A 14,197-nucleotide genomic window follows, 5' to 3' on the forward strand; every position below is an offset into this window, starting at 1 on the left:
TAAATTGCTTCTAGTCAAATATTAGCCTAATATTCAAAAAGAATGTCAAAGCTGGGGGAACGAATATGCAGCGTTACAGGCCGCCGCAAAACAATATACAACCACCAAAAAAGAAATTAGACACTAAAAAAGAGATTAAAATTAAAGCTCAAGTCTTAGCTCATGAGTTTGCTAGCCAACTACCACCGGCTGAAGCACCAGATCCAGAGCTAGATGAGCGAATGATGTTACAATTTACACGCTCTCGTTTTAGTGTAGGTAGTACACACCTTCAAGGTAGTCTTGCCGATAGGTTAAAACAGGCCCTTAGCCCGTTTAAGTCACAAAATCAACCTACCCAAGCACAAGACTTTCAATCCGGCCCAGCACCAGAAGGGCTTGAAGCCGAACGTAGTTTTCGTTTACTTGCTCCTGCTCTTCAAGAGCATATAATGTCTATTGTTAATGCTAACCCTGATGACCAAATGTTAGTAGAACAAATACGCACTTTAATTAATGATGAGCTATTCCGATCCTTAAGTTTAGGTCTTCAAAGTGCTTTTGTTGATACATTAATTTGGAATGCAGAAGCTAACCTAAACTTTATGCTAGATTTTATGAGGGGTAAATGTTTCCAAACCTTCCTCTCAGATCCTAATTATACGGAAGAACAAAAAAGCTTTGAGCTTTCCTTTGTCGCAGACCTTTCCGTTTTAGCTAATAACAATCCTGATAGCATCTTAAATGATCAAAAATTTAAGGATCTAAATGGTGGTACACTAAACGCTATCATTGAAGAATTAAATTCCCACGAAGGCGATAGATTTTTAGATGCTAAATATCGCCAACTCTTAAGCAGCGTTGATTTTGTTGATATGCGTACTGAATACCAACAAGGCTTGGTAAGCGCGCTATCTCAATATCCAAAGGCAAAAGTAAGCGATATACTTCAATTCTTACGTAGTTCTGACTTTATTAAAATCTACTCTGAACCAGATATGGTTGTAGACGCATTTTTAGACACAGTTGCTAGATCTGAAAGTGCTGTGATCAATAGTTATGGTTAAAAAGCTAATTTATTGTGATTACAGATAGTTACTGGTCTTATGCACTGCTTTCTATCGCAGGTCTAATGGCTGGAGCAATAAATGCTGTTGCGGGGGAGGATCCTTAATTTCTTTCCCTAGTATGCTTTTCTTAGGCATCCCATCTATTGCAGCTAATGCTACCAATGCTGTAGCACTTTGGCCCGGTTCTTTAGCAAGTGTTTGGAGTTATAGACAAGATGCAAAGGGGCTTTGGCGTTTAATTGGTTTTTTAGTTGTCCCTTCAATTCTAGGCGCACTTTTTGGAGCATGGCTACTACTAAATACTCCTCAAAAGCTTTTTGATGCAGCAATCCCTTTATTAATTCTATTTGCTACTTTACTACTTTGTTTTCAAACTAAACTAAAAAAATACCTAAAAACAGATAACAACAACTTAAAACTAGCATTTCTTGTCCAACTTTTAGTTGCTATTTATGGAGGTTATTTTGGTGCTGGAATGGGAATTATGATGTTAGCCCTTCTAGGCATCTGTGTTTCAGGGGATATTAATCAACTTAACGCTATAAAAACATTTCTAGCTACTATAATTAATATAGTTGCTTCAGTGTTTTTTCTTTCTGCTGGAAGTATTTTGTTTTTACCTGCTCTAATTGTAACTTTTGGGGCAATTGTTGGCGGATATCTAGCTCCACAAATAGCAAGAAAAATTCAGCCAAGTTATGTCCGTTATTTTGTTATTACTATAGGTTTTGCTTTGACCTTAGTTGAATTTATTTGGTAAATTGAGAACAATAGAAACTACTAAATTAATCCTTGCCCTAAACTAATAATTTATAAACTTGAGGAGAAAAAATTTATGTCTAACTTTGTTGTAGGTCGTCCGTCTGCTAATGAACATGCTCCATATTATTCACTATATATTGACCGTATTAATGATGATGATATTGTAACTGTGCTAGAAAAACAACTTAGCAGTGTTTTAGCAACTTTAGATATTGCTATAGAAAGAAATTCTAATGTGCCTTATGAGGAAGGAAAATGGACAGTAAAACAATTAATTGGTCACATAAATGATTGTGAAAGAGTTATGTCTTATCGAGCCTTACGCTTTGCTCGTAACGACCTTACACCTTTAAGCGGCTTTGAACAGGATGATTATATCCCTACAGGAAATTTTGATGCTCGTTCTTGGCAAGAATTAAGAACGGAATTTGAACATATACGACAAGCTACAATAGATTTATTTCATCCACTAGAGAAGGACGCTTGGCATAGAAGCGGCAAAGCTAACGATAATGAAATTTCTGTTCGTGCCTTAGCCTATGTTATAGCTGGACATGTGGCACATCATATAAATATATTAGAAACTCGTTACTTAAATCTTGGGTAGAATCACTTAGGGAATACAGGAATAACAATTTATGAAAAGACAAGTATTTTTATTAGTGTTTTTTGTTTTATCCACTTTACTTGTTAATGCTCAAATCCAAGAAGATGATGAAGTTGGCACTAGGGGTAGCTTTTTAAGCACTCGTCCTGCTGTAACAAGCACTGTTAAATCAACTAAATCAATAACAAAAACTACTAAGCCAAAAACTAGCAGTAATAGCAATGTAGGCTTGGGCTATACACTTTACTTAAAAGGCAAAAATGAAAATCCTACTAGGGTTAGTCCTGCTCAAGAATTTAAGGAAGGTGATGCTATTCGTCTAGTATTTGAACCTAATATTGATGGGTATTTATATGTTTTTCATACAGAAAATGATAATAATCCAACAATGATTTTTCCTGACGCTCGTCTAAAACGAGGAGATAACTTAGTCCAAGCACATGTGCCTTATGAAGTTCCTGCTAGTGATGACCCAGATGATAGTTTGCGATGGTTTGTTTTTGATGAAAAAAGTGCTACAGAAAAACTCTATGTAGTTTTATCCAAAACACCTTTAACAGAAGTTCCTAGTGGTGAACAACTAGTTCGCTATTGCGAGCAAAAGCTTTGTCCTTGGCAACCCAACGAAAAGCTTTGGCAAGATATTAGTTCAAAAGCTAATCAAAATGTCAAAGTAAGTAAAAATGCTAGAGATCAAGGACAAGCACAAAGCGAAGGGGAAAAACGCTCTATTAAAGCTCTAACCGCACTAGAAAAAAAGGCTGCTTCACCAACAGTAATTTATCTTAGTCGCTCAACAGAGTTTAATCAGATAGTTACACCTATTAGTTTAATTCATAAGTAAAATTAGGTTTAAGGTTGTAAGTTATGAGTAAGTCTATATTTACCGACAATAATAAATTTTTAGCTAAAACAAAATATTCTCATTTACCAAAAGAATCTTTACCAACAATGTATGATTTACCTAGTGAAGAAATAGGAGATAGTGGAATGCCTGATGAGTTTCATTTTGTTCAATGTCAACTTCTTAAACAAACATTTCAACCCGCAAATTATCCTAAAGAGGAAATCTATTCTGCAATAGATATGAATCTTTATTTTGATGAAAATCATACAAATTGGTATAAACGCCCTGATTGGTTTGGAGTAGTTGGAGAATCTCAGTTTTATGCTAAAGAAGACCTAAAACATAGCTATGTGATTTGGCAAGAAGAAGTTGTACCAATAATTGTTGTAGAGATACTTTCACCTAGCACAGAAAAAGATGATTTAGGAAGAAGTGTAAGAGGTAGTAATGAACCTCCTACAAAATGGGAAGTCTACGAGCAAATCTTAGAGATTCCCTATTATGTAACTTACAGTCATGTAACTAATCAGATACGTGCTTTTAGGCTAGAAGATGGCAAATACATCCCTTTTCTACCTGATAGCCAGGGCCGTTATTTTATTCCTGATATTGAGCTTAGTTTGGGTCTTTGGTATGGGAAATATGAGAGGGCCACTTGTTTTTGGCTACGCTGGTTTGATAAACAAGGCAATTTAATCCTAATACCAGAAGAATTGCACGAAAAAGAACTAGCAAAAAAACAGCAAGAATTAATGCAGAAGGATCAAGAACTAATGCAGAAGGATCAAGTACTAATACAGAAGGATCAAGAACTAGTACAGAAGGATCAAGTACTAATGCAGAAGGATCAGGAACTAGTACAAAAAGATCGAGAAAAAGAAGCTTTAGCAAAGCAGCTAGAAATTCTTAACGCAAAACTTAAAGAGATGGGAATTAATCCAGATGCTCTAAAATAATTAGCATCTGGAAAAACTTTTTTTAATCTTTGGAAAAATGTTGCAAGCTTACTTAGAAAATACGTTCTTCACCACGAGCAAACATTCTTTGCTCATAAATTTAAGCAGAAAACTATGAATAAATTGGCTTTTTTTAATCTATAACCCTAAGTCGGGTCGTCAACAAGAGCGCGAATTAGCAATAAAAAATTTTATTGCTATGATGGAGCAAAAAGGTTTTTCCGTAGAAGCACGACGTACAGAACGAGCCTTTCATGCTACAGAACTTGCTAAAGAGGCTGTTGATAGACAGGTTGATTTAGTTGTTGCTAATGGTGGAGATGGAACGCTTAACGAAGTTTTGCAAACAATGGTTGGTTCTCAAGTTCCTTTGGCTGTTTGGCCCGGTGGAACAGCTAATGTTGTTGCGCTAGATCTTCAGTTGCCACGCAACCCAAAAGATATAGTAGATTTAATTGGCCGCAATGATAGCCGCTATCGTATCCACGTAGCAAAAGCAGGCTCTCGTTACTACTTTTTTACTGCTGGAATTGGCTTAGATGCAGAAATTATTGAAGCTGTAGATTCAGAGCTAAAAAAGCAAATTGGTAAAGGAGCCTTTTGGTTAGCGGGTTTTGCTCATTTAGTTAAATGGAACCCTACACCAATAAATTTGTTTATTGATGGTAAAACTTATCAAGGGACATTTGTTATTGTTGGTAAATCTTTTGGTTATGGTGGTACGCTTTCGCTCACTCCACACGCTCGGTTTGATGATGATATGTTGGATGTTTGTATTTTTTCAGGTACTAGCAAACTACAATATATCAGCTATTTAGCTTCCTGCTTAAATAAAAGTCAGTTAGATCGCAAAGGGGTTACTTACCCAAAAACTCGTAGGGTTGATGCTAGTTCTGTTGTTTCTCTACCTGTTCAAGCTGATGGTGAAGTTATAGGTAATCTACCAATGACTTTTGAAGTTATCCCTGATGCACTCACAATGGTTGTGCCGCCTGGAGTTTTAAGGCAAGACCGACAAATTAAAATATAAATTAACTTACTTATAAATAAATAATTTACGGCCAAGGAGCTAATTATGCGTTTTCTTATGGTGTGTATTTTAGTGCTTACTTTTGCTTTTAACACAGCAGCACAAAACTTAACAAATACAAATTCTGCAAATTTACCGAACCGAACCGCTATTAGTGAGGTTTCAGAATACAACAAAATTAGATTAACTGGTTTTGACGCGCTCTATAATATGGACTATTCAACAGCAAGAGCAAAATTTACTCAAATGACAGAACTATCGCCAGAAAATCCAGCAGGACATTTTTATCTTGCAACCAATTATTGGCTAGAGTTACTAAATTCTAGTCGCAGACTTCAAGCTAATCTTTATAGTAGTGACTCATTTTATGCTGAAACCGAAGAAAAAGTAGATGAAAAAGTAGATAAAGAATTTCGTCGCTTAGTTCAAGTAGCACTACAAAAAACAGAAGCACAACTTAAAAATAATCCTAAAGATACAGAAGCACTTTATTATAAAGGTGCTGCACATGGACTACTTGCTAGTTATGAGGCAACTGTTACACGTTCTTTTTTTTCTGCTCTACGTAACGGGTCAAAATCCGTTGATATACATCGAAAGCTAGTAGAAGTTAGCCCAAATTATTTTGATGCTTATTTAACTATTGGAATGTATGACTATGTAGTAGGTAGTCTACCTTTAACAGCAAAAGTTATAGGCACAATATTTGGTTTTCGTGGTTCTCGTGAACGTGGTTTAGGTGAACTTAACTTAGTTTCTAAACGTGGAATTTATGCGGCAGACGATGCTAAAGTTTTGTTAGTTGCTTTGTATGCAAGAGAGAAAAAATATTCTGAAATGTTAAATCTTTTGGATACATTAGCAGATAAATATCCCAAAAATTACTTATTTAAGGTGGAAAAAGCTGTTACACTTGTGAAACTTAATCGTGCTAAAGAAAGTTTTCAGTTGTTTGAAGAACTATTAAAAAATAAAAATGCACAAAAAATTGCAGACCTTGTTCATTATCAGTATGCTGAAGCTTTAACTAACCAAGGTCATAACAGCGAGGCTTTAGAACATTTACAAATGGTTAAAACAACTAATGTTGCTAGTAAAGAGCTTATTACTAGAGCTTACTTGCGTGCTGGTCAAGTGCTAGATTTAATGTCAAAACGTAGTGAAGCACTTTCAGAATACCAAGCAGTATTAAAGCGCGAAAATGTTTTTGACTCTCACGACCAAGCTAAAAAATACTTAAATAAACCCTATAGTGTTAGAAATTGATTTTTAGGAGTTAAGTTTTAATGAGTAGTAAATCCAAGGTAAAGTTGTTAGTTATCATATTGTTTTTAATAATAGGTTTTGGGAATGCCAATCTGGTAGCAGCGCAAGTTGCTACCAAAGCTGTACCAAAACCTATTGGTGTTGATAGCGAAGCCGTAAAACCAACTGAGAGAATACCTGTAGCTAAAACATCAGATTGGTATTATGAACGTGCATTGATTTACTATTTACAAGATCAACATGGCCGGGCAAACATAGAGCTTTACAAGGCTTTAGAACAAGACCCAACAAATGTTAATGCTAATTATTTATTAGGGCTGTTATTTAAAGAACGCGCTCTTTGGGATGATGCTTTTGACACATTTTTTCGTGTTATTGGGGCAAGTACAATAGAACATATTCCCGCTAGACTTGAACTAGCTTTAGCCTCTATAAAAGTAGAAAAATATTCTGTTGCTTTATTAAACCTAGAAAAAGTTGTTGGGTTAATGAAGCTAGATAAAAGCTATAAAGAAAATATAAGACAATTTCGCATTGACGTTGCTAATGACAAAGCAAAAGCGGATGCAAAGAAAAAAAGTAAATTAGATGTTAAATCATTATTAGAAAATTTTACCGAAGAAATATACTTAATATTAATGGATTCTCCAGCAACCTACCGGAAGTTTACAATAGATTTAGGTCTAATAGATCCAATAATTTACAATGAACTAGCCGAACTTTATAATGAAGAAGAAATGGAAGCTAAATCACTAGAAATTTTAAGCCAAGTTATTAACAAACGAGGGGGTTTTTCTCCTAGTGCTTTAGCGCAGGTAGGAGCAATATATCAACAACAAAATCGCAATAAAGAAGCTTTAGCTACTTATGAAAAAGTTGTTACTCAGTTAACTCTTTTAGGTTTTAGTGAAAAGGAAGGAGATTTTTCTACTGAAGAAATTGAGCAGCTACGAACAGGTAAAGCTCCTGAATCAAACAATAAAAAAACGGCTAAAGATTCTGAGAAAAACTAAATTGCTAAAAAGCGAAATTTGAGAGGCTAAAACTTTTAATAATGAGAAAATTTATAATCAATGTTGTTTTAATATTTTCTGTATTTTTCAGCTACTTACCTATAATTTTTGCAAATAATATTTTTAATAATAAAGAAAAACAAATAGCAATAGTAAATGTTTCAATAGTTGATGTAGAAAAAGGTGTGTTAGAGAAAAATAAAACTGTAATTATTAAAGATAATAAAATAGCTAAAATCCAAATCTCTAGCACAAATTCTTTGCCTAAAACAATAAAAATCATTGATGGAAAAGATTTATTTCTAATACCAGGTCTCTTTGATGCACATGTTCATTACTCTGACCCAGATACTTTTGGCCCGCTGTTTATTGCTAATGGTGTGACATTTGTTCGTGATACAGGCGGATTTACTGACCAAATAATTGAGCTACGAGACAAAATAAATAAACATGAAATATTAGGGCCGGAAATGGCTGTTACAGGTGCAATAGTAGATGGTAAACCTGCCATTTGGCCTTTTTCAGAGCCTTGTGACAGTCCCGAAGAAGGTCGCACAGCCGTCAAAAAGCTTTTTGATAAAGGCGTTAACCAAATTAAAGTTTACAGTTTATTAAAAAAAGAAGTTTTTCAAGCTATTGCAGATGAAGCACAAAAACTAGGAATAAAGATTGTTGGTCATATTCCCCGTCAAGTTACTTTGGATGAAGCTATGGCTGCTAAAATGGCTTCAAATGAGCATTTGACAGGGTTTAACAATAAATTTATTGAGATTTTAGAAGCTAACTCAACAGAAAAAGTTAACAAAGATGCTTATGTTGGATGGCAATTTTATCCACAAATCAAGCCCGAAACCTTGTCAGTACTTTTAAGTAAACTTGCAGCATCAAATATGGTGCAATGTCCTACTTTGGTTGTTAATGAGCGAATTGGACGATTAAAAGATCCTGCACTTAAAACAGACCCATTACTTGAGTATGTCCCAAATTATTTTCTTGAATTTTGGAAGCCAGAAAAAGATTTTCGTTTCCGTACTTGGACAGAAGAAACTTTTAAGAAAAATCAGCAAACCTTTCAAAATATGCTTTCACTGCTTGGGGAACTTCACAAAGCAGGAGTTCCTTTAGTTTGTGGCACAGATCTTAGTAATCCATACCTTGTAGCAGGCTTTTCACTTCACGAAGAAATGCGACTATTTCAACAAGCAAAAATTCCTAATGCAGATATTTTACGCGCTGCAACAATTAATACTGCAAAACTTTGTAATGTTAATGATCAGTTAGGGACTATTGCAGAAAATAAACTCGCTTCTATGGTACTGCTAAGAAAAAATCCTTTGGAAGACATTAAAAATACAAGTGAAATTTTTGGAGTATTTTTAGCAGGTGAATATTTTGATAGGGCAAAACTTGATGAGATGCTAACTAAAGTTAAAGCCAAAATTGCAGCAACAGCACCTAAAAAAATTGACCTAACAAGCAATTTAGCTGGTAAAGTTATTTTCCAAGGCCAATATAAAACCTATCTTTCTGGAGAAGAAGCTAGCATAGAGGATTTTGTTATTAGTCAAACAGAAACAGGTTATATAGTAAAATCCCACAACAAGCCAACTGGCGGAGGCTTTTCACCTTCATTAATCACTTACACGGCAGATAAAAGCTTTAATTTTCAGTCTGCTAAATTTGACTCTCAAACAGAACAACCGCTTACTGCTACATATTTGCTAAATGCTGGTGCAATTAAAATATCTGTAGAAGAAAAAGAGAAAAAATTTAGCCCAACAGCAGTTAATTTTGATGCTAACACAATAATTTCTTGTCCTTCTTATGCAATTAATTTTATTAACTTTAATAAAATTAACTTAAAGGTTGGAGAAAGTAAGACTTTTCCGCTACTTAGTTTTGGCTTTGGACTTCCTAGTTGGCAACTATTAAGTAGTGATTACACAATTACTTATGCTTCTGAAGGTGAAATAATTTTATCAGGCAAAACTATTTTTGCTCGTCGCTATGAAGTAGCCTTAAAAACACCACAGCAAACACTTAGCGGAGAAATTTTAATTAACAAACAAGGGCTAATGGTAGCTTCAACTTATAAAACTTCATTTGGAAAAATAGAAATTGTTTTAGATATTCCTTAAATTCTGGGAGCGCAGACATCTTGTCTGCAAATATAACTCTTATGATTGATGAAATAATAGAAAACCATCGTGACAAAACTTGGTGTAGAGAAGGGGATTTAGCAGTTGAAAATGTAGTTGATGCAGAAAATTTTGTTAAATCCGTAGGTTTTGCTTACACGCTTACAGATATGCGTTGGGCTTGTCCATCCCTCTACATCGCTGTTTGTGGACGGCGTGACGCAAGGATGCCAAAAAATGTACAAAAAGATCCAGAATCATCTCATGCTTGGGTATTAAAAGATGAAATACTTAGGCGAGGAAAAGTCTATTACGGCAAGCTATCCAACAAACGAGCAGCTTTTATTGCACCTAATTTATTAGCTTCGTTTTACAAAATATTTTCAATTCCTGAACCAGAGGAAAAAGAAAAACTATCGGCTGAAGCTTTAGCAATTTTGGCGGTTTTGCGTGAAGAATGGGAAATGGCTAGTAGCGATTTAAGAAAAGCTGCACAAATTAGCAACCGTACACAATTTTCTAAAGCAATAGACGAGTTACAAGGCTGTTTTAAGGTTATTGCAACAAATGTAGTCTATCAGCCAAAATTTACTTATATTTGGGGCTTGGTTGAAGGGCGTTTTGAAAAAGAATTATTAGAACCTGTTGTACCAATTACAAAACAAACAGCACTTAAAGAAATAGCTAGAGCTTATTTAAGTGCTGTTGGAGAAACGGCTTGCGGTGATTTAGCTAAAATTACAGGACTTTCAAGAGTTGATGCTGGAATAGGCAATCAAAGTTTAGTTACAGAAGGCTATAGCGTAAAATTAGGCACTGGCATTTATCGCCTTTCAAGTTTAGCAATTAGGTAATATTTTTATGAGTGAAGAAATTAAATTTTATAGCACAAAAGATGCTTATGGTTGTTTTTCAAACTTTGCTGCTTATCAAATTAAGCTAGATGGGAAAACTTGGCCGACAACAGAACATTATTTTCAAGCACAAAAATTTTATGATAGCGATTATCAAGAAAAAATTCGCCAAGAAAAATCTCCAACAATTGCTGCTCGTCTAGGTCGTAGTCGTAAAGTCAAAATCCGCTCTGATTGGGAATCAGTCAAAGAAAGCATTATGCGAAAAGCCCTAGTAGCAAAATTTACCCAACATCCAGAATTAACAAAAATTTTGTTAAACACAAATGATGCAATTTTGATCGAGCATACAACTAATGATAGCTATTGGGGTGATGGTGGAGATGGGACGGGAAAAAATCGTTTAGGTCACTTGCTTATGTCTGTACGCGAAGAACTGCGCCAAAAATAACTAAAACTAATCAAACTTATCTTCTAAAAAATCAAATTAACTTAAACTTTCTTAAAGACCTTTTTAAGTAGCTTCTAAATCTGTAATATATAAAAACTTTCATTGCTGGAAGCAGAAAAACTTTTTAGGAGATTACTATGCGCTATACAATGAAACAAAAGTGGTTTGGTTTACTAGATGATTTTTACATTAGAGATGATTCTGGTAAAGACAAATTTTTTGTTAAATCTGACAAAGGAGTTGCTCGTAATAGCTTTTCTTTTGCAGATATGACAGGAAAAGAAATTTTTGTTATAGAAGAAAAAAAAGCCGGAAAAAGCTATGAAATAATGCGTAATGATGTTGTTTATGCAAAAGTAGAAGAGCTTGACGGTCTTATACAAAAGGGGTTTAGGGTAGAAATAGATAATGATACAACTATAAAAATAGAAGGAAATATAGTTTCTTTTGAATATACTTTTAGCCGTGATGATAAGGAGGTTGCTAGAGTTTCTAAAGCTCGAATGGCTCTTACAGACACTTACGGCATAGAAGTTAATGAAAATGAAAATGATACACTTGTTTTAGCTTGCGTTGTAATTATAGATGTGGTCTATCACTCTGTGAAAGGCAATTTATATTCCCGCTAGAAATTAAACTGGGAGCGCACACATCTTGTGTGCATTCTCAGTTTTAACCTCATTAATCTTGCTAATCTTGTAAAAATTCCATAACAATCCTGTAAAACTCTTTTGGTGCTTCCGAATGAACCCAATGACCAACATTTGGCATAGTTACTATTTTAGCTTGAGTAAATAGCGAATTAATTAACGGATAATCGGATTCTTGAATATAAGGGGATTTTTCTCCACGAATAAATAAAGTTGGTCGGGAAAAAGTCTTTTCTCTAGTTATATTTTGGCTTAACACAGCATAATTTTTATAAATTCCTGATAAATTCATCTTCCAAGTAAATATCCCAGAATCATTTAAGTAAATATTTTTAAGAATAAATTGCCGAACACCAAAATCAGGTATTTTTGTAGTTAAACTTGCGTCTATATCTTTGCGACTAGTAAATTGTGTTAAGTCTATAGATAGCAATGTTTCAAGCAAAGTTTGATGACTAGGTGGATAATCTTTTGGTGCAATATCAGCAACAATCAATTTAGCTACCTTTTCAGGTGAGCGAAATGCAAATTCCATAGCAACTTTACCGCCCATTGAATGACCAAGTAAATAGACTTCTGGCAGATTTCTTTGCTCTAAAAAGACTGCTAAATCGTGAGCCATAACTGAATAATTAAACTCATCGCTATGAGGAGATCGGCCATGATTGCGCTGATCAAGCGAAAAAACTTTATAATGTTCTCCAAAACTTTTACTTAAAGTGTGCCAATTGTCTAAAGAGCCAAAAAGTCCATGCAAAATAATTAAAGGGTAGCCCGTGCCATAGATTAAATGATGAAGTTGCATAAACTATTCTCCAAAAATTTCTTCTTAGTCAATTTTCGTGTAGCAATATTATGCTTAAATCTACTACAATGTATCACTCTCACAAACTCAAGAAACTTCCATAATATCTTTTTGATGGCTAAAAATCTATCAAAGTTAAACTGCCTAGGAGGAAATGTTAATGCGACTTTTTGACTTTTTTGACTACCATGCTCGTGAATTTGGAAATGTAGAATATGTAATTCAAGGTGAGCGCAAATTAACCTATGCAGAAGCTTACAAGGCGGTAAATCAATTAGCTAATGCCTTTATTGAAGCGGGCTTGCAAGTAGGCGACCGAATTGCAATGCTATCAAAAAATAGTATTGAATATTTAATACTTTATTATGCTGCGGCTAAAGCAGGTGTGGTTCCTGTCCCTCTTAATTTTCGTCTTTCTCCTCCAGAATGGGTTTATATAATTAATGATTCTGGAGCAAAATTGTTAATAACTTCTGCTGCTTATGTAGATTCAATAGCTGCAATCAAGTCTGAGCTAACAACTGTTACTCAATATGTTTCAATTGATGCTGAAGAAAAAGAAGGTTGGTTAAATTATCATAATTGGGTAGCACGACAGCCTATAACCCCACCAAAAATGGCTATTGATGATAGTTGTGATGTTTATCAAATGTACACTAGCGGAACAACAGGACATCCAAAAGGCGCGGTTTTATCAAATCATGCAGTTACATCTAATTTAATGCAAATAGCTGCTTTTTTAGAGCGTGGAAGAGGCGAGAGATTTTTAATTGTTGCCCCGCTTTATCATGCTGCTGCGGTGGTTGGACGTTTAGTTCGTACTCACACGGGCGGGACCATCTATCTACAAGAGGACTTTAACCCTGTGGAAGTTGTGCGTGCAATTAGCGAAGAAAAATCATTCACGCTACTTTAGTTCCTGCAATGATCCAAAAAAATTTGATAGCTTACGTTATGTAGCTTACGGAGCATCTCCAATAGCTGAAAACACATTAAAAACAGCAATAGAAGTGTTTAAGTGTGATTTTGTACAAGTTTATGGGATGACAGAAACCACAGTTGCTATAACATCTTTGCTAGCTGAACCTCATAAAAGGGCTTTAAGCGATAAACCAGGCCTTTTACTTTCTGCTGGACGAGCTTTACCAGGAACAGAAATTCGTATTGTTGATGAAGATGATAATGATGTAGCTACTGGAGTTACAGGAGAAATTATTGCACGAGGCCCGCAATTAATGAAAGGCTATTGGAACAAGACAGAAGCAACGGCTGAGGCTTTGCGCGGTGGATGGATGCACACAGGCGACGCGGGCTATCTGGATGAAGACGGCTTTTTATATGTCCAAGATAGAGTCAAAGATATGATCATATCAGGAGGAGAAAATATTTATCCACGAGCAATTGAAGATATTCTTTATCAACATCCATCTGTTGCTGATGCTGCTGTAATAGGCGTTCCAAGTGAAAAATGGGGAGAAACCGTTAAAGCTATTGTAGTGCTTCGTAAAGATAAAACTGCAACTGCTGAAGAGATAATGGAATTTTGCCAAAGTCGCCTAGGTAAATTTGAATGTCCAACTTCAGTTGATTTTATTGCAATGCTGCCGCGTAACCCTAGCGGAAAGGTGTTGAAACGAGAACTTAGAGAACCTTACTGGGCAGGCCGTAAACGTAGAGTTTCTTAAACTTGTAGATGGTTTTTGTTAGTTTTTAGGGAATTAATAAATTGAAAAATCCTTATTGATTCCCTAATTAAATTCTCTAAAGAG

At 35.0% G+C, this 14,197-nt stretch carries 15 protein-coding genes; 14 read left to right on the top strand and 1 reads right to left on the bottom strand.

The features are described from left to right. Positions 1 to 65 precede the first annotated feature (65 nt). The 12 genes from IPK14_19125 to IPK14_19180 all read left to right on the top strand — a co-directional run bounded on the left by IPK14_19125 (position 66) and on the right by IPK14_19180 (position 11,602). Positions 66 to 1,046, top strand: coding sequence for a hypothetical protein (locus IPK14_19125; protein ID MBK7995409.1), 981 nt, complete (start codon positions 66 to 68; stop codon positions 1,044 to 1,046). 121 nt (positions 1,047 to 1,167) lie between these two features. Next, entirely contained in the window at positions 1,168 to 1,809 is a 642-nt protein-coding gene (locus IPK14_19130; GenBank protein MBK7995410.1) for a sulfite exporter TauE/SafE family protein, read from the top strand. Positions 1,810 to 1,884: 75 nt separating this feature from the next. Beyond that, entirely contained in the window at positions 1,885 to 2,418 is a 534-nt protein-coding gene (locus IPK14_19135) for a DinB family protein (GenBank protein MBK7995411.1), read from the top strand. Positions 2,419 to 2,449: 31 nt separating this feature from the next. Further along, complete coding sequence (locus tag IPK14_19140; protein ID MBK7995412.1) at positions 2,450 to 3,262, top strand: DUF4384 domain-containing protein; 813 nt, start codon at positions 2,450 to 2,452, stop codon at positions 3,260 to 3,262. A 23-nt stretch (positions 3,263 to 3,285) separates the two neighbouring features. Continuing rightward, a complete protein-coding gene (locus IPK14_19145; protein MBK7995413.1) occupies positions 3,286 to 4,221 on the top strand; it encodes a Uma2 family endonuclease in 936 nt (311 codons plus the stop codon). 118 nt (positions 4,222 to 4,339) lie between these two features. Beyond that, positions 4,340 to 5,251, top strand: a complete 912-nt coding sequence (locus IPK14_19150; protein ID MBK7995414.1) for a diacylglycerol kinase family lipid kinase — start codon at positions 4,340 to 4,342, stop codon at positions 5,249 to 5,251. A 45-nt stretch (positions 5,252 to 5,296) separates the two neighbouring features. Then, a complete protein-coding gene (locus tag IPK14_19155) occupies positions 5,297 to 6,517 on the top strand; it encodes a hypothetical protein (GenBank protein MBK7995415.1) in 1,221 nt (406 codons plus the stop codon). Between the two features lie 20 nt (positions 6,518 to 6,537). Further along, the gene (locus IPK14_19160) at positions 6,538 to 7,530 is read left to right on the top strand and encodes a hypothetical protein (protein ID MBK7995416.1); all 993 of its coding nucleotides are present in this window, start codon (positions 6,538 to 6,540) and stop codon (positions 7,528 to 7,530) included. Between the two features lie 41 nt (positions 7,531 to 7,571). Then, entirely contained in the window at positions 7,572 to 9,668 is a 2,097-nt protein-coding gene (locus IPK14_19165) for an amidohydrolase family protein (protein ID MBK7995417.1), read from the top strand. Between the two features lie 20 nt (positions 9,669 to 9,688). After that, positions 9,689 to 10,522 (top strand): hypothetical protein, encoded by an 834-nt coding sequence (locus IPK14_19170; protein MBK7995418.1) that lies wholly within the window; start codon positions 9,689 to 9,691, stop codon positions 10,520 to 10,522. 7 nt (positions 10,523 to 10,529) lie between these two features. Next, positions 10,530 to 10,973: an NADAR family protein gene (locus IPK14_19175; GenBank protein ID MBK7995419.1), complete on the top strand. Its 444-nt coding sequence runs from the start codon at positions 10,530 to 10,532 to the stop codon at positions 10,971 to 10,973. Positions 10,974 to 11,110: 137 nt separating this feature from the next. Continuing rightward, complete coding sequence (locus IPK14_19180) at positions 11,111 to 11,602, top strand: hypothetical protein (protein MBK7995420.1); 492 nt, start codon at positions 11,111 to 11,113, stop codon at positions 11,600 to 11,602. 61 nt (positions 11,603 to 11,663) lie between these two features. Here the strand turns inward: IPK14_19180 and IPK14_19185 are convergent, their stop codons facing one another. After that, the gene (locus IPK14_19185) at positions 11,664 to 12,428 is read right to left on the bottom strand and encodes an alpha/beta fold hydrolase (protein ID MBK7995421.1); all 765 of its coding nucleotides are present in this window, start codon (positions 12,426 to 12,428) and stop codon (positions 11,664 to 11,666) included. Between the two features lie 160 nt (positions 12,429 to 12,588). On the opposite strand from IPK14_19185, the gene IPK14_19190 reads away from it, so the two are divergent. Together IPK14_19190 and IPK14_19195 are read left to right on the top strand one after the other, a co-directional pair. Continuing rightward, on the top strand, positions 12,589 to 13,344 hold the full coding sequence (locus IPK14_19190; GenBank protein MBK7995422.1) for an AMP-binding protein: 756 nt from the start codon (positions 12,589 to 12,591) through the stop codon (positions 13,342 to 13,344). Beyond that, positions 13,307 to 14,113: an AMP-binding protein gene (locus IPK14_19195; GenBank protein ID MBK7995423.1), complete on the top strand. Its 807-nt coding sequence runs from the start codon at positions 13,307 to 13,309 to the stop codon at positions 14,111 to 14,113. The genes IPK14_19190 and IPK14_19195 overlap by 38 nt, the downstream gene beginning before the upstream one ends. Positions 14,114 to 14,197: the final 84 nt, after the last annotated feature.

Source organism: Blastocatellia bacterium (assembly GCA_016713405.1).
Lineage (GTDB): Bacteria > Acidobacteriota > Blastocatellia > Chloracidobacteriales > JADJPF01 > JADJPF01.